This window comes from Pseudooceanicola aestuarii (assembly GCF_010614805.1).
GTDB classification, from domain to species: domain Bacteria; phylum Pseudomonadota; class Alphaproteobacteria; order Rhodobacterales; family Rhodobacteraceae; genus Pseudooceanicola; species Pseudooceanicola aestuarii.
In genome coordinates this window covers 123,589-148,411 of record NZ_JAAFZC010000004.1, presented here as the reverse complement: position 1 = coordinate 148,411, position 24,823 = coordinate 123,589, and the positions used below count along the sequence as shown (strand labels likewise).

20 protein-coding genes are annotated in these 24,823 nt (G+C 63.4%); 7 read left to right on the top strand and 13 right to left on the bottom strand.

The features are described 5' to 3' along the window. Nucleotides 1-8: 8 nt before the first annotated feature. Complete coding sequence (locus G5A46_RS18150; RefSeq protein WP_163851907.1) at nt 9-1,490, top strand: tripartite tricarboxylate transporter permease; 1,482 nt, start codon at nt 9-11, stop codon at nt 1,488-1,490. Between the two features lie 203 nt (nt 1,491-1,693). Here the strand turns inward: G5A46_RS18150 and G5A46_RS18145 are convergent, their stop codons facing one another. The 9 genes from G5A46_RS18145 to G5A46_RS18105 all read right to left on the bottom strand — a co-directional run bounded on the left by G5A46_RS18145 (nt 1,694) and on the right by G5A46_RS18105 (nt 12,944). Then, complete coding sequence (locus G5A46_RS18145; protein ID WP_163851905.1) at nt 1,694-3,061, bottom strand: acetyl-CoA carboxylase biotin carboxylase subunit; 1,368 nt, start codon at nt 3,059-3,061, stop codon at nt 1,694-1,696. A gap of 90 nt (nt 3,062-3,151) precedes the next feature. After that, on the bottom strand, nt 3,152-3,373 hold the full coding sequence (locus G5A46_RS18140) for a biotin/lipoyl-binding carrier protein (RefSeq protein WP_163851903.1): 222 nt from the start codon (nt 3,371-3,373) through the stop codon (nt 3,152-3,154). A gap of 21 nt (nt 3,374-3,394) precedes the next feature. Continuing rightward, complete coding sequence (locus tag G5A46_RS18135) at nt 3,395-5,005, bottom strand: acyl-CoA carboxylase subunit beta (RefSeq protein WP_163851901.1); 1,611 nt, start codon at nt 5,003-5,005, stop codon at nt 3,395-3,397. 58 nt (nt 5,006-5,063) lie between these two features. Further along, nucleotides 5,064-6,233, bottom strand: a complete 1,170-nt coding sequence (locus tag G5A46_RS18130) for a CaiB/BaiF CoA transferase family protein (RefSeq protein WP_163851899.1) — start codon at nt 6,231-6,233, stop codon at nt 5,064-5,066. A gap of 20 nt (nt 6,234-6,253) precedes the next feature. After that, complete coding sequence (locus tag G5A46_RS18125; RefSeq protein ID WP_204318802.1) at nt 6,254-7,819, bottom strand: acyl-CoA carboxylase subunit beta; 1,566 nt, start codon at nt 7,817-7,819, stop codon at nt 6,254-6,256. Between the two features lie 611 nt (nt 7,820-8,430). Then, a complete protein-coding gene (locus G5A46_RS18120; RefSeq protein WP_163851898.1) occupies nt 8,431-9,576 on the bottom strand; it encodes an epoxide hydrolase family protein in 1,146 nt (381 codons plus the stop codon). Between the two features lie 80 nt (nt 9,577-9,656). Continuing rightward, complete coding sequence (locus G5A46_RS18115; RefSeq protein WP_163851896.1) at nt 9,657-10,808, bottom strand: C4-dicarboxylate TRAP transporter substrate-binding protein; 1,152 nt, start codon at nt 10,806-10,808, stop codon at nt 9,657-9,659. Nucleotides 10,809-10,935: 127 nt separating this feature from the next. Next, entirely contained in the window at nt 10,936-12,075 is a 1,140-nt protein-coding gene (locus G5A46_RS18110) for a C4-dicarboxylate TRAP transporter substrate-binding protein (protein ID WP_163851895.1), read from the bottom strand. A 110-nt stretch (nt 12,076-12,185) separates the two neighbouring features. Beyond that, the gene (locus G5A46_RS18105; RefSeq protein WP_163851893.1) at nt 12,186-12,944 is read right to left on the bottom strand and encodes an IclR family transcriptional regulator domain-containing protein; all 759 of its coding nucleotides are present in this window, start codon (nt 12,942-12,944) and stop codon (nt 12,186-12,188) included. 113 nt (nt 12,945-13,057) lie between these two features. On the opposite strand from G5A46_RS18105, the gene G5A46_RS18100 reads away from it, so the two are divergent. Further along, nucleotides 13,058-13,777, top strand: coding sequence for a 3-oxoacid CoA-transferase subunit A (locus G5A46_RS18100; RefSeq protein ID WP_163851891.1), 720 nt, complete (start codon nt 13,058-13,060; stop codon nt 13,775-13,777). Further along, a complete protein-coding gene (locus tag G5A46_RS18095) occupies nt 13,774-14,460 on the top strand; it encodes a 3-oxoacid CoA-transferase subunit B (protein ID WP_163851889.1) in 687 nt (228 codons plus the stop codon). Before G5A46_RS18100 ends, G5A46_RS18095 begins: the two co-directional genes overlap by 4 nt. Nucleotides 14,461-14,538: 78 nt before the next feature. Here G5A46_RS18095 and G5A46_RS18090 read toward each other — a convergent pair whose 3' ends face one another. Beyond that, the gene (locus G5A46_RS18090; RefSeq protein ID WP_163851887.1) at nt 14,539-15,975 is read right to left on the bottom strand and encodes an NAD-dependent succinate-semialdehyde dehydrogenase; all 1,437 of its coding nucleotides are present in this window, start codon (nt 15,973-15,975) and stop codon (nt 14,539-14,541) included. Between the two features lie 253 nt (nt 15,976-16,228). Here G5A46_RS18090 and G5A46_RS18085 point away from each other — a divergent pair, with 253 nt between their 5' ends. After that, entirely contained in the window at nt 16,229-17,188 is a 960-nt protein-coding gene (locus tag G5A46_RS18085) for a LysR substrate-binding domain-containing protein (protein WP_163851885.1), read from the top strand. A gap of 14 nt (nt 17,189-17,202) precedes the next feature. Here the strand turns inward: G5A46_RS18085 and G5A46_RS18080 are convergent, their stop codons facing one another. The 3 genes from G5A46_RS18080 to G5A46_RS18070 form a co-directional block, all read right to left on the bottom strand. After that, a complete protein-coding gene (locus G5A46_RS18080; RefSeq protein WP_163851883.1) occupies nt 17,203-17,781 on the bottom strand; it encodes a carboxymuconolactone decarboxylase family protein in 579 nt (192 codons plus the stop codon). A 28-nt stretch (nt 17,782-17,809) separates the two neighbouring features. After that, complete coding sequence (locus G5A46_RS18075) at nt 17,810-18,328, bottom strand: TRAP transporter small permease (RefSeq protein WP_163851881.1); 519 nt, start codon at nt 18,326-18,328, stop codon at nt 17,810-17,812. A 131-nt stretch (nt 18,329-18,459) separates the two neighbouring features. After that, the gene (locus G5A46_RS18070; protein WP_163851879.1) at nt 18,460-19,608 is read right to left on the bottom strand and encodes a C4-dicarboxylate TRAP transporter substrate-binding protein; all 1,149 of its coding nucleotides are present in this window, start codon (nt 19,606-19,608) and stop codon (nt 18,460-18,462) included. Nucleotides 19,609-20,055: 447 nt separating this feature from the next. Here G5A46_RS18070 and G5A46_RS18065 point away from each other — a divergent pair, with 447 nt between their 5' ends. The 3 genes from G5A46_RS18065 to G5A46_RS18055 all read left to right on the top strand — a co-directional run bounded on the left by G5A46_RS18065 (nt 20,056) and on the right by G5A46_RS18055 (nt 24,821). Further along, the gene (locus G5A46_RS18065; RefSeq protein ID WP_163851878.1) at nt 20,056-21,363 is read left to right on the top strand and encodes a TRAP transporter large permease; all 1,308 of its coding nucleotides are present in this window, start codon (nt 20,056-20,058) and stop codon (nt 21,361-21,363) included. Between the two features lie 72 nt (nt 21,364-21,435). Then, complete coding sequence (locus G5A46_RS18060; protein WP_163851876.1) at nt 21,436-23,028, top strand: flavin-containing monooxygenase; 1,593 nt, start codon at nt 21,436-21,438, stop codon at nt 23,026-23,028. A 107-nt stretch (nt 23,029-23,135) separates the two neighbouring features. After that, complete coding sequence (locus tag G5A46_RS18055) at nt 23,136-24,821, top strand: flavin-containing monooxygenase (protein WP_163851874.1); 1,686 nt, start codon at nt 23,136-23,138, stop codon at nt 24,819-24,821. Nucleotides 24,822-24,823: the final 2 nt, after the last annotated feature.

The following is a 24,823-nucleotide window of genomic DNA, read 5'->3' as shown; positions in this document are numbered from 1 at the left end:
CGTCCCAGATGTCCATTCTTGATTTCGATTTCGCCGCGCTGTTCCAGCTGTCCAACCTCACCGGCATCCTGATCGGCACCTTTGTCGGTTTGCTGATCGGTGCCCTGCCGGGGTTGGGCGCCACGGTGGCCATCGTGATGCTGTTGCCCTTCACCTACGGGATGGAGCCGCTGGCCTCCATCCTGATGCTGGTCGCGGCCTATCAGGCGGCGGAATACGGCGGCTCCATTTCCTCTATCGTGCTGGGAATTCCGGGCACGCCGGCGGCGGCGGCGACGCTGCTGGATGGCAATGCGATGGCCAAGGCGTCCTCTCCGGGCAAGGCGCTGTCCTATTCGCTGGCCGCCTCCACCATCGGGGGGCTGTTCGGCGCGCTGCTTCTGCTGCTGCTGTCGGTCCCGCTGTCGGTGCTGGCGCTGAAGATGTCGGACCCGGAATATTTCCTGATCGGGGTGCTGGGGCTGCTGGCCGTGGCGGGCCTCAGCTCCGACGACCTGGTCAAAAGCCTGATTTCCGTGGTGCTGGGTCTGATGGCGGGCACCGTGGGGATCGACGTGATTTCCAGCGTGCAGCGCTACACCCTGGGCACGCCCGAACTGCTGGACGGGTTGAACATGGTGGCGATCCTGGTGGGGATCTTCGCGATTTCCGAGGTGCTGAAGATGGTCAGCGAGGATCTGCGCAAGGTCTATGTCACCGATACCGGCGGGCTGAGCACACGGATCACCCTGCGCGAATTGCGCAAGGTCGTCCGCGCGATGAGCATCGGTTCCGTGCTGGGCGCGATCATCGGTGTGTTTCCGGGGATGGGCGCGGGCACGTCTGCCTGGTTTTCCTACAGCCTGGCGAAACGAAGCTCCCCCCGGCCGGAAAGCTTCGGCACCGGCAACCCCGAAGGCATCGCCGCCCCCGAGGCGGCCAACAATGCCACCGTGGGAGGGGCGCTGCTGCCGCTGATCACGCTGGGCATTCCCGGTTCGGCCTCTACGGCGATCATCCTTGGCGCCTTCATCATCCACGGAATTCAGCCGGGGCCGTCGATCTTCACCAACGAGCCGCAGCTGACCTTTGGTATCTTCTACGGGCTGCTGCTGGCGACCATCGCCATGTTCATCGCCGGCAAAGTGCTGACGCCCGCCTTTGCCCGTGTGCTGACCACGCCGAATGCCATTCTGGTGCCGATCATTCTGATCCTCGCGTTGATCGGGGTCTATACGTCGCATGCGCTGATGTTCGACCTGTGGATCGCGTTGGGCTTTGGCGTGATCTTCTTCATCCTGCGGAAGCTCGACTTCTCCGCCCCGGCCTTCATCCTGGCCTTCGTCCTGTCCCCGATCATCGAGGAAAGCCTGCGCCGTGCGCTGCTGATCTCCAACGGTAGCTACACGATGTTTGTCACCCGGGGCTATTCACTGGGGCTGCTTCTGATCATCGCGGCGCTGGTGGCCTATAGCCTATACGCGATGCTGCGCCGTCGTCCCAAGGGATAGGCGCACAGACATATGGCAGGCAAATGCGGCGGCCTCTGTCCGAGGTGATGCGGGAGGCCGAGAGGTCGGGCTTATCGGTCAAATGGTGGGACTGGTCGTGCGGATGCCCGAAGATCGTTCTGACATGCGACAGCAGCCAGGACCCGACCGGGCACTTCCGAATGGCAGTGCCTCGGGGCAGGGGAGGCCCCGCCCCGAACCACTTACAGCATCTGTTGCAACGGGCGGCCCTTCCACATCACGTCGCGCACATACCGCGTGTGGATACGCGCGGCGCCAAAGACGGGGTCATCCATAAGTTCGAGCAGAAAGGGGATCGTGGTGGGCACGCCCTCGATCTCATAGGCGGCCAGCGCCTGCTTCATCGCCTCGATCGCCGCCGTGCGGGTCGGGGCTATGACGATGACCTTGGCCAGCATGGAATCGTATTGCGCGGGCAGGGTGTGCCCTTGTTCCAGATGGCTGTCGATCCGCAGGCCCGGTGCCGTGGGCGCGGCATAGCTGGTGATCGTGCCGGGGCGCGGCATGAAGCCCTTGGCCGGGTCTTCGGCGTTCACGCGGCATTCGATGGCATGGCCGGTGATGGTGATGTCTTCCTGCCGCCAGGACAGGGGCTGCCCCTCCGCCACGGCGATCTGTTCGGCGACCAGATCCAGGCCGGTCACGGCCTCCGTTACCGGGTGTTCGACCTGGATGCGGGTGTTCATCTCGATGAAGTAGAAATCCCCGGTGGTCATGTCGACGACGAATTCCACCGTGCCCGCGTTGCGATAGCCCACGGCGCGGGCCAGCCCCAAGGCGGCCTCCCGGATCTCTGCCACGAGGTCGGCGGCCAGCCCGGCGGCGGGGGCTTCCTCTACCAGTTTCTGGTGCCGCCGCTGGGTCGAGCAATCGCGCTCCCCCAGATGAACGAACCGGGTGCCGTCGCCGAAAATCTGCACCTCGATATGGCGGACCTTTTCCAGATAGCGTTCCAGATACATCGCACCGCTGCCAAAGGCGGCTTCCGCCTCGCGCGCCGCCCCTTCGTACGCGCGGGCAAAGCTGCCGGCATCGGGAACGATCCGCATGCCACGCCCACCGCCCCCGGCTGCGGCCTTGATCAGCAGCGGAAAGCCGATGCGATCCGCCAGCGCGGCGCCGTCCTCGGCGCTGACCGGACCTTCGGATCCGGGGATGACCGGCACGCCCGCCCCCTGCGCGATGCGCCGGGCGGTGGCCTTGTCGCCCATGCGGCGGATGATGTCCGCCTGCGGGCCGATGAAGGTGATGCCGGCCGCTTCGCAATCCGCTGCGAAATCGGCATTCTCCGACAGGAAGCCGTAACCGGGGTGGATCGCATCGCACCCGGCCTCCTGCGCGGCGGCGATGACCCGTGCGGCATTGCCGTAGCTGTAGGCAACCGCAGCGGCCCCCAGGAGGATGGTGTGGTCCGAAGACCGCACGGGCAGGCTGTCGGCATCGGCCTCCGAATAGGCCTGAACCCATGCCAGATTGCGGGCGCGGCAGGCGGCCTGGATGCGCAGGGCGATTTCACCCCGGTTGGCAATCAGGATACGGCGAAAACTCATTCTCTTCTCTCCCTTCAGGCAGGCACGACGCCACCGGCACACCGCATCCCGAAGAACGCGGCGCGACGATGGCGCGGGGGGTGGTTCGGATCAGGCGGTCAGGATGACGGCGACGTCGCCTTCGTTCAGGATGTCGCCTTCCTTGACCTTGATCTGCTTGATCACGCCGTCATCCGAGGACATCAGCGGGATCTCCATTTTCATGGATTCCAGGATCAGCAGCGTGTCGCCTTCGGCCACGTTGTCCCCTTCCTTTGCCACGATTTTCCAGACATTTCCGGTCAGTTCGGATTCGATGTTGATATCGGCCATGGGGCTGTGCCCTCCTTCGGTTTATCGCATGGTGCGGCGTTTCGGCCCCGTCTGCCGGGTGGTCAGGGCATGGGCATCGGCCACCCAGTCGCACAGCAGGCTGCGCGTCTCCCGCGGGGCGATGATGTCCACGATCCCGAACTTCTCGGCCGTGCGGAACGGCGAGGCGAGGCGGTGGTAATAGGCCTCCAGCTCCTCGCGGAAGGCATCGGGATCCTCGGCGGCGGTGATGTCCTTCTTGTAGGCGGCGGCAACGCCGCCCTCGATCGGGATGGAGCCCCAGCGGGCCGAGGGCCAGGCGAACCGGTAGTTCAGCGACCGGCCTTCGGGTCCATGCTTGGGACCATGCGCCCCGCCGCCCACGCCAAAAGCGCGGCGGATGATGATCGAACACCAGGGCACGCTGACCTGCTCCAGTGCGCCCAGAAGGCCGATGGCGGCGGACATGGTGCCGGCGGTCTCGGCCTCCAGCCCGGTCATCACGCCGGGCTGATCGACGAAATTGACCACCGGCAGATGAAAGCTGTCGCAGATATCTACGAAGCGGGCCATTTTCTGCGCCGCCTGAAGGGTCAGCGCCCCGCCCTTGACCACCGGATCATTGGCGATGATGCCGACCGCATGGCCGTTCAGACGGGCATAGCCGGTGATGACCGATCCGCCGAACCGCCGTGACACTTCGAAGAAGCTGCCCTGATCGACGATCCGGTTCAGGATCGCGCGGGGATCGTAGACCTTGCGCCGGTCGCGGGGAATGGCGTCGTCCAGCTCCGGATCCGCGCGTTCGGGATCGTCGTCACTCGCAATGCGGTCCGGCGTCTCCCAGATATTGGGCGGCATGAAGGACAGGAACCGTTTCACCTGCTCAAACGCGTCCTGTTCGTCGCGCGCCTCGTTCATCACGACGCCGGATCGCGTGTGGACGCGGGACCCGCCGAGCGCCTCCTTGGTGACGTCCTGACCCAGCCCCTGTTTGACCACCGGGGGACCGCCGGCAAAGACGAAGCCCTGGTCTTTTACCATGACCGAGAAATGGGAGATCCCGACCTTGATCGCGCCCAACCCGGCGCAGGCACCGAGCGCCATGCCGACCACCGGCACCTTCCCCAGCAGGGAAATGGAGGGCCAGCGGGCATAGCCGGGGAGCTTCGTCGCCTGCTGCTGTTCCAGCAGCTTGACCGACCCGCCGGCAGTATCCACCAACCGCACCAGCGGCATTTCGTATTCATGGGCGATCCGTTCCGCATAGACCCATTTATCCGACACGGTGGATTCCGACGACCCGGCGCGGATGGTAAAATCATCGCCGGAGATCACGACCTTGCGCCCGTTCACCCGGCCATAGCCGACCACGGAATTGGAGGGGGTGAAATCCTCCATCCGCCCGTGTTCGTCATAGCGGCCCTTGCCGGTCAGCTTTCCCAGTTCGCGAAAGCTGCCCGCGTCGGACAGGACGTCGATCCGTTCGCGCACTGTCAGCTTGTCCCGGCCATGCTGGAAGGCCACCGCTTCGGCGCCGCCCAGCTCCTCCGCGCGGGCGCGGCGGAATTGCAGTTCTTCCATCTCGGGCGCCCAGCCGGTTTCGGGGGAATCTGCCGTCTTCGGGCTCTGCCGGGGTGTCTTGGTCGTCATGTTCGGTCCTTCCTGCGGCGGGGTTCGGCCCCGCGGCTGTCCGTGCCGCGCGGCGGCGTCACAGGTCGTCGTTGTGCTGGCCCAGCAGCGGCGGCGGATTGGTCTTCCAGGTCCGGTAGGCAGAGAACCGAAACGGGTTGTTGATCGTGCGGATGGTGCCGGACTTTGGGTGCGTCAGCTGCAATTCCATCTCGCGGGCGCGGAAGTGATCATCGTCCAGAACATCGGCCAGCGTATTGATCGGGGCGGCAGGAACACCGATCCGGTTGAAGGCCTCCACCCAGTGGTCGGACGCCTGGCTGTCCAGCACCGGGGTCAGGATCTCGCGCAGCGCGATGCGGTTCTTGATCCGTGTCTCGTTGGAGACAAAGCGTGGATCTTCGGCCAACCCGTCGACGCCGATCACTTCGCAGAACCGGGGCCACAGCGTATCGCTGCCGCCCATGATCTGGATGTACTTGCCATCGGCGCAGACATAGCTGCCGGTCGGGCTGCGGCCCGGATTTTCCGATCCCGCACGGCCCGGAACGCGGCCAACGGCCATGTATTCGGCGGCATTGGTGGAATAGAGGCTCAGCAGCGCGTCGGACATCGACAGGTCGATGAAATTGCCCTTGCCGGTCTTTTCCCGCGCATAAAGCGACGTCAGGATCGACGAAAACGCATACATCGCCCCGGACAGATCCGCGAACATCAGGCCCGCGCGGGCAGGGGGGCCATCCGGCTCGCCGGTGATGGACATGACCCCCGCCACCGCCTGGATGATGGAATCGTAGGCCCGCCGATCGCGATAGGGGCCGGTCTGGCCGTAGCCGGAGATGGAGCAGTAGATCAGCCCCGGATTGATCTTGCGCAGGCTGTCGTAATCCAGCCCCAGCTTCTTCATCGTGCCGGGGGTGAAGTTCTCGACCACCACGTCGGCCTCCCGGATCAGCGCCTCCAGCCGGGGCCGCTGGTCGGGGTCTTTCAGGTTTACCTCGATGCTCCGCTTGTTGCGGTTCATCGGATAGAAATAATCCTCGTCCTCCGGGGTGCGGCCGGGATAGCTGCGCATCCGCCGATTTTCGTCACCACGATCCGGGCGCTCGATCTTGACCACGTCTGCGCCCAGATCGGCGAGCAACATGGTGCAATAGGGGCCGGACAGGACATGGGTGAAATCCACCACCCTGATGCCGTCCAGCGGATAATCCTGCGGCGCGGTGCCGTCGTTCTGGTTCTGTTGCATGATACTTCCTCGCGGCCCGATCAGAAGGCAGTCGGCCAGTTGCGCAGGTGGTGCTGGCCGATACCGCCCCGCAGCCCGTCGTTGTAGATGTCCAGCATTTCGGCCAGGTGCGCCCGCGTGCCGCGCGGGTCGATCACCGCCCGCGCGCCGTTCACCGCCCCCAGATCATAGGCGGAGGTGTCGCGGCTCATCTCGGCCAGCTTGTCGGAATAGCCGTCGTCCCCCGGGGCCAGCCCGTGCACCACAGACACGCCGGAGCGCGGATCCATGAAGCTGACTTCGGCGGTCCACCAGGCGGCGACCTCGTCGGCATTGTTGCTGCCGCCCATGTTGCGCACGGCAAGACCATAGCTCTTGCGCATGATGACCGAGAACTTGGGCACCGTGACCAGCGCCAGCGCGTTCAGCCAGTTCATCACCTTGCCCGGCATCTTCTTGCGCTCTGCCTCCACCCCGATGAGAAAGCCGGGCTGATCCACCAGGAACACCAGCGGGATGTTGTAGCTGTCGCAATGCACGAGGAAGGAGATCGCCTTGTCGCAGGCTTCGGCATCGATGGCGCCGCCCTTGTGGATCGGGTTGTTGGCCATGATGCCAACGCTGCGCCCGTCGATCCGCGCCAATCCGGTGACCAGCGACTTTGCAAATCGGGCCTTCAGCTCGAACAGGCTGTCGCGATCGACGATGCGGCGGATCACCTGCTTGACGTCATAGACCTGGCCGGGCCCTTCGGGGATGACGTCCAGCAGATCATCGGCCTGCGTTTCTGATCCCTCCGGCACCGCGACCCTTGGCGGGGCCTCGTTCGCGTGGCTGGGCAGATAGGACAGGTAGCTGCGGATGGCGGTCAGGGCTTCGGCATCCGTGTCCACGGCCAGATCGGCCAGCCCGGTGACTTCGGTATGCAGGCGCCAGCCGCCGAGATCCTCGAATTCGACCTTCTGGCGCGTCGCCATCGAAATCAGCCGTGGGCTGGATACCGCCAGGCAGGCGCCCTTGCGCATCACCATGAAATCCGACATCGCCGAATACCAGGTGGCGGAACCAAAGCAATGGCCCAGTACAGCCGCCGCCCAGGGGTTGTCGCGCAGGCGCATGTACTGGGCGGGGTTGTTGTTCACGCCGATGATGTTCTTGGCGCCCATGATGTCGGGCATCCGTGCGCCGGTGGATTCCCCCAGGAACACGACCGGAAAGCCGTTGCGCCCGGCGACCTTCTTCACATGCTCCATCTTGTTGGTGTTGACCGGGCTGCTGGACGCGCCCTTGACGGTGAAATCGTTGGAGATCACGGCCACCCGGCGTGTGTCTATCCGGCCAAAACCCGCGACCTTGCCATCCGCTGGCGTACGGTCTGCGTCCTGCGGTTGCATGGAGGTGTTGAACAACCCGCTTTCCGTGAAGGTTCCGGTATCCAGCAGGGTGTCGATCCGCTCCCGCGCGTTCATGTGCCCTTCTGCGCGGCGCTTATCCAGCTTGGCGGGTCCGCCCATTGACAGGGCCTGTTCGGTGCGGCGGGTGTGGTCCGCGATGTGGTCGCGGAATTTCCCGGCCTTGCCCGGTTGCGGATCGGCTGTATCGGTCACGATGTCTCCTCCCTGGAAACCGACGGCGCGGGCCGGAATGTCCCGACGATGGCGTGGCGTCGGCAGGGCCCGGCGGCACTGCGCCAATGGCCCGTCTTTCCCTAGGGATAGGAACGGAGAGGCTATGCGGTCAAATAAAATGAAATGATCAAGCTATGCGCAAAGCGTATAGGAAGCCCAGTCAGATCCCCTCCGACCGACGCGCAATTCGCGGGGTGTTTTCCTTGAACACCATTTGCAGGCGGTGCAGGTTTTTCGGCGCGCGCGCCTTTCATGGCAGAGGCGAGCGTTCCCGAGCGGGCTCGACCGTTGCCGCGTATCGCGGGGCACAGGACCGGGCGGCTGCTGGTCAACCTCGTTCCGACCGGGGTGAAGGTGGCGGACAGCTCGGCTCACGGCGGCGCTGTCCCGCCTTCGGCAATGCCGGCGGAACCTGCGTTGGAACCCTGTCGATCCGCCGGTTCCCGCGCCCGGTCTGCCACCTGGATGTGCCGGAGGATCTGGTGCCTCCAGATCTGCGGTGATCAAGGGCGGATAGCCACCCCGCCGCCCCCGTGGCCGCCATCGGCTGCGGACGCCTTGGCCCGGTTGCGGTGGCGGTCACGGGGCGTTCAGCATTGCGCGCCGAAGAACGCCGTGATTTCGCGGGCAAAGATTTCCGGCTGTTCGAAGGCAGCGAAATGGCCGCCGCGTTCGCAATTGTTCCAATAGGTGATGTTGGAGAATGACTTGTCCGCCCAGTGGCGCGGGGATTGGATGATCTCCGCCGGGAACACCGACACCCCCGCCGGCAGCGTGACGGGGCCGGTGTCGTCCAGGATCGGCTTGCCGAAGCTTTCCCAATACAGCCGGGCGGAGGAGGTTGCCGAGTTGGACAGCCAGTAGATCATGATGTTGTCCAACAGCTCATCCCGCGCGATCGCATTTTCGGGCAGGCCGTCGCAATCGGACCAGCGCCAGAATTTTTCCAGGATCCAGGCCGCCTGACCGACGGGCGAATCCGCCAGCGCATAGCCCAGGGTTTGCGGCCGGGTCGCCTGTTGTTTGGCATAGCCGGAATCCCAGTCCTGATAGGCTTGCGCCTGTTGCAATGCGCGCCGGGTCGCCGGGTCGGTGGACTGGCTGTCCTCGGGGCCGGGCATCGCGCGGACCATGTTCACATGCACCGCCGTGCAGGCGCCCAGGTTCTGCGCGGCGATGCAGGTGGCGATCACCGATCCCCAATCGCCGCCCTGCACACCGTAGTGTCCGTAGCCCAGCCCGCGCATCAGCGCATCCATCTGCGCCGCGATCCGATGCGCGCCGAACCCGGGGCTGCGCGGTTTGTCGGAAAATCCGAAGCCTGGCAGCGAGGGTACGACGACGTGAAACGCATCCTCCGCCCGGCCGCCATGGGCCACGGGGTCGACCAGACGAGGGATCACGCGACGGAATTCCACGAAGGATCCGGGCCAACCATGCAGCAGCAGCAGCGGTCGCGCCTCGGGATGGGCAGAGCGCGCATGCACGAAATGCAGGCCCAGGCCCTCGACCTCCGCCCGCCAGTGCGGCAGCGCGTTCAGCGCCCTTTCGCGCGCGCGCCAGTCGTAATTCCGCGCCCAATGGGCCGTGAACTCTTGCAGGTAGGCCAGCGGCGTGCCCTGCGACCAATCCGTGACAACCTGCGGGTCGGGCCATCTGGTCCGGGTCAGCCGGTCGCGCAGATCGGCAAGGTCGGCATCGGTGGCGTGGATCTGGAAGGGCGTCGGCTGAAGCATCTGGCATCTCGAATTCAAAGGCAGCGGGATGGGCCGGCGCGGGTGAACGCGCCGGCCCGAAGGATGGCGGGGCCGGCGGATCAGTTCTGCGCCAGGCCGTATGACGCCGGGTCCATCCTGGAGAAAAGCTCCTCCCAATAGACCTGCGTCAGGGCGTCCTGATCATCGGCGATATCGGCGGTCAGGTCTTTCCATTTCTCCACCAGGGCGCTGACTTCCGCGATCTTGGCGGTGGCATTCTCGACGCCGTAGAACTCGGTGAACTGCTGTTCGATCACCGCGCGATCCGCCTGCACAAAGGCATCCGTCGCAGCCAACAGATCTTCTGTCGGCTCCACCAGCGTGACGCCGATATCGTCCGCGCCAGTGACATTGACCGCCGAGACCCGATGCAGTCCGAGGGTCATTTCCGCCTGCATCCGCGCCGCGCCGCGCAGCATGACGGCGCGCTGTTCGGTGGTCAGGCCCTGCCAGACGCCGGTGTTGAAATTGCTGGTGCCGGTGCCGGAAAAGACCCCGCCCGGCACGTTCAGGGTGGTGTATTCCGCAACTTCCGCCAGGGCCTGGTTGGTCAGGTCGCTGGCCGGTGCCATGGTGCAGTCGATGACGCCCTGGCTCAGCCCTTCGTACTGATCCTGTGCGGGAAGGGTCACGGAGATCGCGCCGAAATGTTCCGCCCAGCGGGTGTAGTTTCCACCCGAGGACCGCACCTTGGCGCCCTTGAGGTCCGCGACATCTGCGATGGGCCGGGTGCACAGCAAGTTGTAGGGCGCGCTGGAAACGCTGCCCAGATAGACCTGCCCCTGGTCCTGGAACTCGGCCAGGCAGTCGGGGCAGCCCAGCACGTATTCCGTCATCGCGCCGGCCATGGCGGCGCCGGGAACGTCCACGCGCCGCCCGGTGGTGGAGAACATCGACAGGTTGGCGGCCAGGTTCGTCTCGGAATATTCCGCCGGGAAATAGCCGGTGGTGACAAAGCCCAGATCGGCGAGCCCGTCACGGATGCCGGCCGGCGTTTCCTTGAGGCTCAGCAGTGACATGGAGTAGACCTTGACCTTCAGGTCGCTGTTTTCGGCGATGAAGTCCGCAAAGGATTGGTAGGCGAGGTAGGTCGAATGCTTGGTCCCCACCCCAAGCGAGGCCTTGAGCGTTTCAGCCTGTGCGGTCTGCCCGACGAAGGCCAGTTGCAGCGCGCAAAGCGTCAGCGCGGTCTTTCCGAATGTGAGTTTCATGCAAATCTCTTCCCGTGTTGAATGATCCGGGGTGCGGCGTGGCATGGGCGCATCCCCTTGCGGCCTGCCGCCGCGCCTCCTCCGGGCGGCGACAGGCCGGGTTGTCTGCCGAGGGCGGTCGGGCCGCTCAGTCCAGCCCGTAGGCTTCCGGGTCGATCTTTGCGAAGATCTCGTCCCAGTAGACCTGTTCCAGTGCCGCGGGATCCATGGCGTGATCGGCGGTCAGGCCCTTCCATTTTTCCACCAGCGCGCTGAGCGTGGCGATCTTCGTCTCCACCTCGGCGACCCCGTAATCGCGGCTGAACTGGGCGCCGATCACGGCCAGGTCGTCTGCCACGAACGCATCGGTAGAGGCGACCAGCGCCGCGTCCGGGGACAGGATCTCGACTTCGGCAGCCGGGGCGGCTGCGAGGTCTTTCTGCGCCAGGTTGAAATAGCCAAGCGTCATTTCCGCCTGCATCCGCGCCGCGCCGCGCAGGACCACGCGACGTTGCTCGGCGGTGAGATCGCGCCAGACATCGGTGTTGAAATTGCTGGTCGCCACCCCGGCAAAGGCCCCACCGGGAACGCCCGGCGTGACATGGGTGACGACATCGAACAGCGAATGGTCGGACAGGTCGCTGACCGAGGCCATGTGACAATCGATGACCCCCTGGCTGAGCGCCTCGTAAGTGTCGCTGGCAGGCATGGAGACGGCGATCGCGCCGTGATGTTCTGCCCAGCGGGAGTAGTTTCCGCCGGGGGACCGCAGCTTCAGCCCCTTCAGATCGTCAAGGGTGGTGACGGGCTGCGTGCACAGCAGGTCGTAGCCATGGCTGGACACGCTGCCCAGGTAAACCTGGTTTTGGGTCTTGTACTCGGCCAGGCAATCGGGACAGTTGAAAATGAACTCCGTCATTGCGCCGGCCATGGCCGCTCCCGGGCTTTGTACCTTGGTGCCGGAGGTCGACAGCATCGACAGGTTCGCCGCCAGGACCGTTTCGGCATATTCGGCCGGGTAGTAGACCGGCACGACAAAACCCAGATCGGCCAGCCCGTCGCGGATGCCCGGCGCGGTTTCCTTCATGCTGAGAAGCGACATCGAGAAGACCTTGATCTTCAGGTCGGAATTCTGTGCGATATAGTCGGCGAACCCCTCGTAGGCGATGTAGGAGGAGCTTTTCGGCCCCATGCCGACCGCCGCGTTCAGCGTCTGCGCCTGCACGGGGCCGGCGCCCGCCACGGGCAGCGACAGTGCCATCGTCGCAAGTAAAGAAGTCAGTTTCATACGATTCCTCCCAATCGAGTGTTCCAGCTGCGCGGGATGATCGACGGGATTAATTGTTATGCATAATGAAAATACGTGCCCGAATGCGTCCTGAAAGTTATATGACAGCTTCAGGCCAGGATGCGGCGCAATCCGGTCTGCACCCGGCGCAGCGCGGGCAGGCATATGTCGATCCGGGGCTGCGGATCCTGCCCGGTGGCGAGAAACCCGGTGTTGATCGCGGCAACGACGCGATCCTGCTTGTTCAGGACGGGCACCGACAATGACCAGAGACCGATCGCCGCCTCCTGGTTGACAAAGGCGTACCCGTCGCGCCGCACGGTGGCGATCCGGTCCAGGATCTCCTCCGGGTCCGTCAGGCTGTAGGTCGTCTGCGGCGACAGGTCGGCGGCGAGCACGGTGGCGCGGGCCTCCTCCTCCGGGAGGCCGGCCAGCAGGACGCGCCCCATCGCGGTACAATGCGCAGGCAGACGCGATCCGACCATCAGACCCGTGGACATGATCCGCTGTTGCGCCGCGCGGGCGACAAACACGATCTCGCCCTCGTCCAGGATGGCCGAGGAACAGGATTGTCCCAGCAGATCCGACATCTGGTCCAGCCAGGGCTGCACGATCCGGGGCAGGGGCAGGCTGGCCAGCGCCCCGCTGCCCAGCCGCAGCACCCGCGGCGTCAGGGTAAAGAACTTGCCGTCGAATTCGGCGTATCCCTGTTCGGTCAGCGTCAGCAGGCAGCGCCGCGCCGTGCTGCGATCCAGACCGGTGGCCAGGGCCACGTCCTTGATCGCCAGTCGCGGGGCATCGGCGGTGAAACATTCGAGAACGGCAAGCCCCTTGGCAAAGGAAGCGATGGTGTCGGTCTTGTTCAACATGCGGTTACGGTTATTCGGCATCCGAACAAATATCAATTGGCGAACGGAATTCCTTGCTTTCGCGGGGTCCGCGATCAATTCAGACAGGAATCCGGTTCTGAATGGGGGGAGATATGGACAAGACAATCGACGATATCCGCGACTGCGTTGCGCAGATCGGGGACGGGGCCACCGTGATGATCGGCGGTTTCGGCGGCGCCGGCTCGCCGGTGGAGCTGATCCACGCGCTGATCGACCACGGCCCACGCGGGTTGACCGTGATCAACAACAACGCCGGCACCGGGCGGGTCGGCATCGCGGCGCTGATCGCGGAGGGCATCGTGGACAAGATGATCTGCACCTTTCCCCGGTCCTCCGATCCCAAGGCGTTCACAGACCGGTACCTGGCCGGCAAGATCGAACTGGAACTGGTGCCGCAGGGCACCCTGGCCGAGCGGATCCGCGCCGGCGGGTCGGGCATCCCGGCCTTTTACACGCCCACCGCATTCGGGACCGAGTTGGCAGAGGGCAAACCCACCGCCGAATTCGAAGGCCGCACCTATGTGCAGGAACGCTGGCTGAAGGCCGATTTCGCCCTGATCAAGGCCGAGACCGCCGATACGATGGGCAACCTGACCTATCGCATGACCGCGCGCAACTTCGGCCCGCTGATGGCCATGGCCGCGACCCGCACCATCGCGCAGGTCCGGCAGATCGTCCCGGCCGGCGGGATCGACCCGGAACATGTCATCACGCCGGGCATCTTCGTGAACGAGATCGTCCAGGTGCCCGACCCCCAGCAGGAAGAAGACCTGATCCGTCAGGGCGCGATCTACCCGGAGGTATCCGCATGACCTTGCAACTGGACCGGATCAAGCTGACCAACGACCAGATCGCCTGGCGTGCCGCGCAGGACATCGCGGATGGCGCCTATGTCAATCTCGGGATCGGCTTCCCGGAGAAGATCGCCCGCTTTCAACCCGAAGGGCGGGACGTGATCTTTCACACCGAGAACGGGGTCACCGGTTTCGGTGCCGCCCCGGCGGAAGGGCAGGAAGACTGGGATCTGGTGAACGCCGGCAAGAAAGCCATCACCACCAAGCCCGGCGCCGCCTTCTTCCATCATGCCGACAGTTTCGCCATGGTGCGGGGCGGCCACCTGGACCTGGCGGTTCTGGGTGCGTTCCAGGTGGCCGAAAACGGCGACCTGGCGAATTGGTCCACAGGCAAGGGCGCCGTGCCCGCGGTGGGCGGGGCCATGGACCTGGTGCAAAGCGCCAAACGGGTGGCGGTGGTGACCGATCACGTGACCAAGACCGGCGCGCCGAAACTGGTGGATCGCTGCACCATGCCCCTGACCGGGGTGGGCTGCATCACGCGGGTCTATACCTCGCTGGCCGTGATCGATGTCGTGGATGGCCGGTTCGTGCTGCGCGAGAAGCTGCCAGCTTTGTCATTCGACGACCTTCAGTCTGTGACCGGGGCGACGCTGAACGTTACCGATCCGGTGGCGGATCTGGCGGTGCCCGCGCTGTAATCCCGAACGGCACGGACGAAAAAAGGCGGCGACCCCCATGGGCCGCCGCCTTTCGCCTTCCGGGGGGAGCGGCCCGCCTCAGCCGATTTCAGACCGGTGGGAGACATTCTTGACCACCGTGTAATGGCTCAGCCCCTCGGCGCCGCCCTCCCGGCCCAGCCCGCTGGATTTCACGCCGCCGAACGGGGTTTCGGGCAACGAGGTGTCGAAGGTGTTCAGCGACAATTGCCCGACCTCGATTCCGTCGACCATGCGGTCAAGATTGGTGGCCTTGTGGCTGAACCCATAGGCGGCCAGCCCGAAATCCACGCTGTTGGCCTTGGCGATGCCGTCGTCCAGGCTGGACATGGTGTTCAGGATCGCAATCGGACCAAAGGGTTCCTCCTGCATGATCCGGGCGGTGTCGGGGACGTTGGCCAGCACCGTGGGTTCGAAGAAATAGCCTTTGTTGCCATGGCGCTTGCCGCCCAGCTTCAGCTCCGCCCCCTGTTGCACGGCGTCCTCCACCAGGGCCGACATTGCCTCCAGCCGCCGGTCGTGGACCAAAGGCCCCATTTCCGTCGCCGCATCGAAGCCGCTGCCGACGCGGGTGGCGCGGGCGCGGTCCAGGAAACTGTCGCAGAACTGGTCATACAGCGGTTCGGCCACGTAGAACCGGGTCGGCGAGGTACAGACCTGCCCGGAATTGCGATACTTCCGCGCCGCGCCCATCTGGCCCATCTGTGCCGGGTCCACATCGTCGCAGACCAGAACCGGCGCATGTCCGCCCAGCTCCATGATCACCGGTGTCATGTGTTGCGCGGCCAATGTGCCCAAATGGCCGCCCACGGCGGTGGAGCCGGTAAAGGTGACCAGCCGGATCGCGGTCTGCGGGATAAGGTAGCCCGAGATTTCCGGCGCGTCGCCATAGAGCAGGGACAGCACCCCGTCCGGCAGGCCCGCGTCCTGGAACACGCGCGCGACGTGATAGGCGCCGGAGGGCGTGTCCTCTGGCGCCTTGAGAATGATCGAACATCCCGCCGCCAGCCCGGAAGCCACCTTGCGCACCGCGGTGCTGATCGGAAAATTCCAGGTGGAGAAGGCGGCGACCGGGCCGATGGGCTGGCGCAGGACGGTGTTGCGGTAGCCAGCCGTGCCCTCGATCACCCGGCCGTATTGGCGCAGGCTTTCGGCGGCGTCCCATTCCATGATCATGGCGCCGCGCAGCGCCTCCTGCTTGCTGGCTGCCAGCGGCTTGCCCATGTCCAGCGTGTTGGCATGGGCGATCTCGTCGGCCCGGTCGCGCATCAGCGCGGCGGCGCGCATCAGAACCGCCGCGCGCTCCTTGGCCGGGGTGCGGCTCCAGATCCTGAAGCCGGTCTCGGCGGCCTCCAGCGCGTCGTCCAGATCGGTGCGGCGGGCCATGGGCGTGGTGCCGATGACGGTTTCGTCTTCGGGGTTGAGCACGGGGATCGTGTCGGCGGTCTGGCGCCACTGTCCGTTGATGAATAGCGAAAGTTGCGGATAATCCGGCATGGGTCAACCTCTTGGAACGGGATGAATTTGCCCGGACTATCTAGGCGCGGCCCGTCGCCAGCAATTGATATGGTGTAGCGCGAAAATAACCCTGGGTTATGGAAGCCGGTGAAGGAGCCAGATTTCCCGTTCAAACAGTGGGGGTCGGTACAAGTGTTCCTTCGGTCTTGTCGGGGCGCTTGACAGGGCGGTGACGGGATGTCTTGTTATGCATGCTATCTGTTTTCATGATTTTCGGTCGGAAAAGTAATATATGGTCGCGCAACGCATAAAAATTCGTCACCTGCGCTGCTTCATGGCCGTGTTTCGGGCCGGCGGGATCGGGGCGGCGGCAGATGCGCTGGCGCTGAGCCAGCCCGCCGTCACCAAGACGGTGAAGGAGCTGGAAAGCATCATCGGTACCCGGCTGATCGAACGCGGGCGGGGCGGGGCCAAGTTGACCATCCAGGGGGAATTGTTCATGCCCCGCGCCGCCGCCTGCCTGCTGGAACTGGAACGCGCGGTGGAAAGTGTCACGGCGGCGCATTCGCGGATGGAATGGCATGTGCATGTCGGCTCCATGCCGTCCTGCGAGGCGGGGATGCTGCCCGCCGCCGTCCGCCATGTTCAGCGCGAAGTTCCGGCCGCCGTGGTCAAGATATCCACCGGGTCGGTGAAATACCTGATGCAGCAGCTTCTGGCGGATGAGGTCGATCTGGTGGTCGGTCACATGCCCGCGTTGGAAGAGATGTTCGGGCTGACCTTCGAACATCTCTACGTGGAACCGTTCATCTTCGTCGTCCGCTCGGGCCATCCTTTGGCGCGGGCGCGGCCTTGCGACGTGTCGCTGATCAGCAAGTTCGAGATGATCCTTCCCGAGAACAGCCCCAGCGACAATGCCCATGTTGCCCGGCTGATCGCGTCGATCGGGATGGATGACAACATCACCGACCGGATTGTCGCGCTGGCGCCGACCTTCATCCGGTCCTTTCTTCTGGGGTCCAACGCGATATCCGTGGTCCCCGAAAGCGTCTTCGCCCGCGAGCTGGCGTCCGGAGAGCTGACGCAGCTGGCCATCGACACCTCCCACAGCGTCAGCCCGGTCGGCATCCTGCGCAAGGAAAACGCCGAGTACAAACCCGGAATCGAGGTGATGATCAGCGCCATCCAGACCGCCGCGCGTCACCGCCAGGACCCGGACCGTTGGGCCACGCCGGAGGAGCGGGGAGACTAGATGCGGCGGGGCGGTCAGACGCCGGTGCCGGCTGATCCGGTGTCTTCGTCAAAGGGAATGTCGCGGCCTTCTGGGACAGGCATGTCAAAGGCGTTCAGCGTCACCGCCACCAGCCCATAGTACCCGATCAACGCCACCAGATCGACAACCCCGTCCTGGCCCAGCAGCCGCACGGCGCGCGCATGCAGCGCATCGGTGATCCGGTTGGTGCGCAACAGTTGATCGGTGTAATCATGCACCAGCACGGCAGCCGGATCATCCAGTTGCGGATCCGCGCCGGCGCGGATTGCCCGGATCGCGTCGTCTGGCAGGCCGGCTCGGGCGGCGATGGGGGCGTGAATGGCCCATTCCGCCTGGGCCCGCCAATGCCGGGCGACCACCAGGATCGCCAGTTCCGACAACAGCTGCGACAGAGAGCTGTCATAGCGGCAATAGGCCCCCAGGGCCTGCGCCCGATGCGCCAGTTCGGGATTGCGCAGCCAGGCCGGGAATGGCCCGCCGGCCCCGCCCCGCCGGGCGACGATATCGGCGTGAATATCCCGTTGCCGGGGGGTGAACCCGGCAGGATCCAGGGGGGGCAGGCGGTCTGTCACGGGGATGGCCTTTCTTCGGGGCACGGGGTTAGACGGTGGGGACTTCGCCCAGGCCGCTGCGCGCGCCGGTCGCGTAGAGACCCCAGCGGTACACCACGACCAGCGTCATCAGTCCGCAGCCCACGGGCAGCAGGAAATAGGACGGCCATGTGATCACCTTGATCTGCTGTTCGACCATGAAGGTGCCCGCCGCGTAGGAGGTCATCGCCTCTTTGCCGGTCTGATAGGCCAGCAGCCCGAACACCACGGCGGAAAGAAGATAGGTCCAGGAATAAAGGTGCCTCTGGACATGCCGGGGCAGGAATTCGGTTACGACTTCCACGGTGATATGGCCATTGCGCGTCTCGACAAAGGCCAACGGGATGAAGGCCACGAAAACCATGTAATAGTTCGAAACCAACGCGATGGTGCCGGGCAGAGGCTGGTTGAACAGCAACTTGCCGGCGACATCGGCGGTGATCTGCGTCATCATCAGGATGATCGCGACCATGCCGGTCCAGGTGATGACCTTGACCACGACAGCCAGAATGCGACCGATTAGATACATAAGAGAGGTCTCCACCCCGTGAGGGCCGGTGCAGGGGGCGCCCCGCTGCCCGGCCTGTTTCGGTTCGGGCCGCAGTCCGCCCCGATATCGGAAGGGGCGGGCTGCGGCGGGCCATCCGGTCGGGATGGCGCTCAGTTCATGCCGAAGCTGGCTCTGTCCAGCTTGGAATATGTCTCGTCCCAATAGACCTGGGCCAGGGCATCGACATCGCCATCGGCAGCGTCGACCAGCCCTTTCCATTTCTCCACCAGTTCCGTGATCCGGGCGATTTTGGCACCCGTGTTCTGAACGCCGTAGTCATCGGTGAATTGCTGTTCGATGACCGCCATGTCGTCCTGGACAAAGGCGTTCGTCGCCGCGACAAGATCCTCGGACGGATCCAGAAGGGTCACGCCGCGTTCTGCGGCCGTACCCGCATCGGCGTCGGACAGATCCTGGTAGCCCAGCGTCATGTCGGCCTGCATCCGGGCCATCCCCTTGAGGATGACTTCGCGCTGTTCTGCTGTCAGTCCGCGCCAGACATCTGCGTTGAAATTGGCCGTCGCCGCACCGGAGAAGACCCCGCCGGGCACCTGGGTGGTGACGTATTTGGCGACATCGGCCAGCGAATTGTTGGTCAACTCGCTCATCGCGGCCATGGTGCAGTCGATCACCCCCTGGCTGAGCGCCTCGTATTGCTCGTTCCCGGACAGAGAAACGGAGATGGCGCCGAACCGCTCCGCCCAGCGGGAAAAGTTGGGAGAGCCGGAGCGGAGCTTCTTGCCTTTCAGGTCATCGACGGATTGCACCGGCGTGTTGCACAGCATGACGTAGGACGCACTGGCCATGCTGCCCAGGAAAACCTGCCCCTGCGCGGAATATTCCGCGATGCAGTCGGGGCATTCCAGGATGTATTCCGTCATCGCCCCGGTCATGACCGCGCCCGGCGCGCCGACCTGGCGTCCGGCGGTGGACAACATCGACAGATTGGCGACCAGGTTGCTTTCGGAAAATTCGGCCGGGTAGTAGACCGGCAGGACAAAGCCCAGATCGGCCATGCCGTCGCGCAGCCCGGGCGAAGTTTCCTTCATGCTCAGCAGTGACATCGAGAAGACCTTGATCTTCAGATCCGAATGTTCGGCGACGTAATCGGCAAAGCGTTCATAGCTGAGCACGGTGGAATTCTTCGGCGGCAGCCCGACGGCGGCGTTCAGGGTTTCGGCGGCCAGCCGGGGGGCATCAAACGTGGCCGTCAGGGCGACGGCGACCGCGGATGCGTGCAGCAGGGGGTGTAGTCTCATGCGATTCCTCCTCAATCGATGAACGACATTCCGGTGATGGTCTCTTGAATGTTTCGTTATGCATAATGAATACTCATCCAATTTTCATTACAAAAAGTGATGCAAGGCCAACTTCGCCCGCCTGACCCGGCCCCATCTGCGGTAGGCCAAGGAAAACGCGAAGCCCCAGGTGCCGTGCCCGCAGCATGCCACGCAGGGGGGTGGCGCCTTTGCTGCCCGGACATATTACTTATTGTGTATGAAAATTGGCATATTTTCATTATTCATTACAAAACATCTAGGTAATCTACACAGCAAGACCGCTGAACGCTCTGGGAGGAGTCAGGATGAAGACGCGCACATCGTCAATGGAAACAACACCTTGTTGGACAAGGTTGGCCCATGCCGCCCTGTGCCGGGCCGAACTGACGGCCCTTTCTCTTTGATCCCCTGGGCGGAGTAGCTTTGATGACGGATATCCAAATCGGCTTTGCCGGGATCGGCCTGCTGTTGACCCTCATCGCCATGCGCGTGCCGATCGGCGTTGCGTTGATCGGCGTGTCCTTCGGCGGGATCTGGATCCTGGTGGGAGAGCGCGCGGCGTTCGGTTCATTGGGGATCATCCCCTATTCGATGACCGCGACCTGGCAGCTGAGTTCTGTTCCGATGTTCCTGTTGATGGGGTTCTTCTGTTTCCACGCGGGACTGACAAAGGGATTGTTCGATGCGGCGCGGGTCTGGCTGTCGGCCTTGCCCGGCGGACTGGCCATCGCGTCGATCTTCGGCGCAGCGGGCTTTGCGGCGGTCACCGGATCCTCGGTCGCCTGTGCGGCGGCCATGGGGCGGATCGCGGTCCCGGAAATGCTGCGCCAGAAATATGACGTCAGCCTGGCCACGGGCACCGTGGCGGCGGCGGGCACCATCGGCGCGCTGATACCGCCCAGCATCCTGATGATCATGTACGGCATCATCGCCGAAGTCCCGATCAACCAGCTGTTCCTGGGCGGCATCGGCGCCGGGCTGCTGACAGCCTTTGGTTATGTCACGGTGGTGATGGTGCGCGCCACGCTGAACCCGGCGCTGGCCCCCCGACTGGAAGAACGGGCATCCATGGCGGACCGGCTGCGTGCGCTGCGCGAGATCTGGCCCGTGCTGCTGCTGGTGTTCGGCGTGTTTGGCGGTCTGTTCGGCGGCTTCTTCACCCCGACGGAAGCAGGCGCAGTGGGCGCGTTCATGTCGATGGCCATTGCCGCGCTGAAGCGGACGTTGACCCTGACCAATTTCCGCGCTGCCCTGATGGAGACGCTGCTGACCTCGGGCGCGCTGTTCATCATTGCCGTGGGCGCTAGCCTGCTGACCCGGTTCCTGGCGTTCAGCGGGGCGGGCGATTACCTTTCGGAATTCGTCGTGGCGATGGGCGCCAATGAAATCATCCTGCTGATCGGGATCTCGCTGATCTACCTGGTGCTGGGCATGTTCCTGGAACCGCTGGGCGCAATGCTGCTGACCCTGCCGATCCTGCTGCCGATCATCGAATCCACGGATTATTCCCTGGTCTGGTTCGGTGTCGTTCTGACCAAGTTTCTGGAAATCGGCATGATCACACCGCCGATCGGATTGAATGTCTTCGTGATCAAGGGCGTTGTGGGCGATGTCGCCTCTACCTCGACGATCTTTCGCGGAATCTTGTGGTTCCTGTTGGCGGATCTCGTCGTGGTCACGCTGTTGATCGTTTTCCCGGATATCGCGTTGTTCCTGCCCCGGGTGCTGGGCTGACCGCTGATTGTCGGGACTTGAAAAAGGCTTGGCGGTCATTGGATCGCAAGCTCGTAAAGAGGAGAATGTGCAATGAGCAAAAAAGATTTTGATGTCATTGTCGTGGGAGCAGGATTTGCGGGAATGTATACCCTGTATCGCCTGCGCAAGATGGGCCTGACGGCCAAGGCGTTCGAAACGGGCAGTGACGTTGGTGGAACCTGGTATTGGAACCGTTATCCCGGCGCGCGCGTCGATGTAGAAAGTATGCAATACTCCTATCAATTCGATAACGCGTTGCAACAGGAATGGGAATGGTCACAACGCTATTCGCCCCAGCCCGAAATCTTGCGCTATGCCCGCCATGTTGCCGAACGCTATGATCTGCGAAGGGATATTCAGTTCAACACCCGTGTGACCTCGGCCCATTTCGAAGATGCGGCAGGCATCTGGGCGGTGACCACAGATGATGGCAAGACGACGCGCGCGGATTTCTTTGTCACGGCAGTGGGCTGTTTGTCATCTTTCAACAAACCCGACATTCCAGGCCTGGACGATTTCAAGGGCAATACCTATTTTACCGGTTCCTGGCCGCATGAGCCGGTTGATTTCACGGGCCAGGAGGTCGCGGTTATCGGAACCGGATCCACTGCGATGCAATCCAGCCCGGAAATCGCGAAGCAGGCGAAGAACGTCACCCTGTTCCAGCGCACCCCAAACTATTCGATTCCTTCGCATAATGGCCCCCAGGATCCGGAGTATGTCGCCTATGTGAAGGCGAATTATCCGCGCCTGCGAGCCGAAGCGAAACAGGTTTACGGCGGCGTTCTGGACGACTTTGGGGAACGCGAAGGGAAATCCACTCCGCCAGAGGTGATGGAGAAGGAATTGCAGCGCCGGTGGGAACGCGGGGGACTGACTTTCCTGGGGGGCTACACAGATTCCATGTATGATAAGGCCACCAACGAATTCGCCGCCGAATTCGTTCGCAAGAAGATCCGATCCATCGTGAAGGATCCCGAAACCGCCGAGCTTCTGTGCCCGACGAACGAGATCGGGGTAAAACGTATCTGCGTGGACACTGGATATTTCCAGATCTTCAATCGCGACAATGTGCATCTGAAAGATATCCGTAACACCCCGATCGACAGGATCGTGCAAAATGGCATCCAGCGGGGCGGCGTGGTTCAGGAGTTCGACAGCATCGTCTATGCAACGGGTTTCGACGCCTTTACAGGTAGCTACTTGCGGATGGATATCCGTGGTCGCGACGGCGTGGCGTTGAAGGATCATTGGGAGGCCGGGCCGCGCAATTACATCGGAATGGCCATTACCGGGTTCCCGAACATGTTCACCGTGACGGGGCCGCTTAGCCCCAGCGTATTCACCAATATGCTGCCTTCGATCGAAATGTCGGTGGAATGGATCACCGACGCTATTGGCCATGTGCGGGATCGCGATTGCGAATTGATCGAGGCAACACCCGAGGCAGAAGACGAATGGGTCCGCCATTGCGACGAAGTTGCCCGGCCCAGCCTGCGCTATCACGCCGATTGCTGGTACCTGGGATCAAATATCCCCGGAAAACCGCGCGTGTTCATGCCCTATAACGCCGGGCTGCCCGCCTATGCCCGGAAATGTGATGAGGTCGTGGCGAACGATTACAAGGGTTTCGCCATGTCCTGACCGGACACCAATTCGAAGATTGCATTCAGTGCTGGCCGTTTGCGCCGCCAGCACAATGGCCGAACTCGGCCCCTGGAAATCCACCTCCGGCTATTTGGAGAGACAGAATGAACACTCAACAAGGGCCGCACGACAACGCCCCGGCCACCGAACCCAGACCTTATGACGCCATCATCATCGGCGCGGGGATGTCGGGAATGTACCAACTTCACCGCCTAAAGGAACTCGGCCTGAATGCGCTGGTGCTTGAAGCCGGGACCGGTGTCGGGGGAACCTGGTATTGGAACAAGTATCCAGGTGCCCGGTTCGATTCCGAAAGCTGGTCCTACGGCTATTCCTTTTCCGAAGAAGTATTGAAGGAATGGAGTTGGTCGGAAAATTTTGCCGGCCAACCGGAGATCGAACGCTATTGCAATTTTGTCGCCGACAAGATGGACCTGAAACCGCATATCCGGTTCAATTCGCGGGTGGCTGCATCACATTATCAGGACGTCGACAAAACTTGGCGCACGGAACTGACCGACGGCACTGTCTTCCACAGCCGGTACCTGATCACCGGGGTGGGGCTTCTCTCCGCGCCCACGATGCCGAAATTCGAAGGGGTCGATGATTTCGAGGGAACCTGGTGCCATACCGGATTGTGGCCGAAATCCGGGATTGATTTCGCCAACAAGCGCGTCGCCGTCATCGGTACCGGCGCCAGCGGTATTCAGGCTATTCAGGAAATCGCCAAATCCGCCAGCCAGCTGACCGTGTTTCAGCGTCGCCCCAACTGGTGCACTCCCTTGCACAATGCGCCCATCGACGCGGCGGAAATGGAGGACATTCGAAGCCGCTACCCCGAGATATTCGCCCATTGCAAGCGTACGGCGGCCTGTTTCATCCATACCCATGACCCGCGCAGTACCCTGGAAGTATCGGAAGAGGAGCGAAATGAATTTTGGGAATACCTCTACAATACTCCTGGTTTCGGTATTTGGCAGGGCAACTTTCACGACATCCACACCAATCGGGAGGCCAACAGCCTGATCTCCGATTTTATTGCCGACAAGATCCGCCAGCGCGTCGACGATCCAAAGGTTGCCGAAATGCTGATCCCCAAGGATCACGGCTTTGGCACCCGTCGCGTTCCGCAGGAGACCGGATATTTCGAATGTTTCAACCAGGCGAATGTGGAGCTGGTCGGCGTGCTGGACACGCCCATCGAACGGATCACGCCCAAAGGCATCCGCACAACCGAACGGGACTACGAATTCGACGTGATCATCTATGCGACCGGGTTCGACGCGATAACCGGCAGCTTTGACCGGATCGACATCCGGGGCAGCGGTGGCCGGACACTTCGCGAGGAATGGTCGTCGGGGCCGACGACCTTCATCGGCATGATGGTCAAGGATTTCCCCAACATGTTCATGGTGATGGGGCCGCACGGCGCGCTTGGCAACCAGCCCCGTTCGATCGAACACAATGTCGACTGGATCGCCCGGACCATCGGCACGATGGAGGATCGGGGCCTGGCCACCGTACGCCCCCGACCCGAGGCGGTTGCCGAATGGCACGCCTTTGTCGCGCAAAAGGCCATCGGGTTGCTGACCAACGAGGTCGATTCCTGGATGACCGGCGTCAATCTGAACGTGAAGGGCAAGGAAAAGCGCGGGCTGGTCCGCTACAGCGGCTCCGCACCGGATTATCGTGCGCGTTGCGAGGCGGTGATTACCGGGGGTTTCCGCGAACTGGCCTTCGACCCGCCGCTGGACGACGCGCGCGATGCCGCCGCGCAGGCCGCACAATGAGG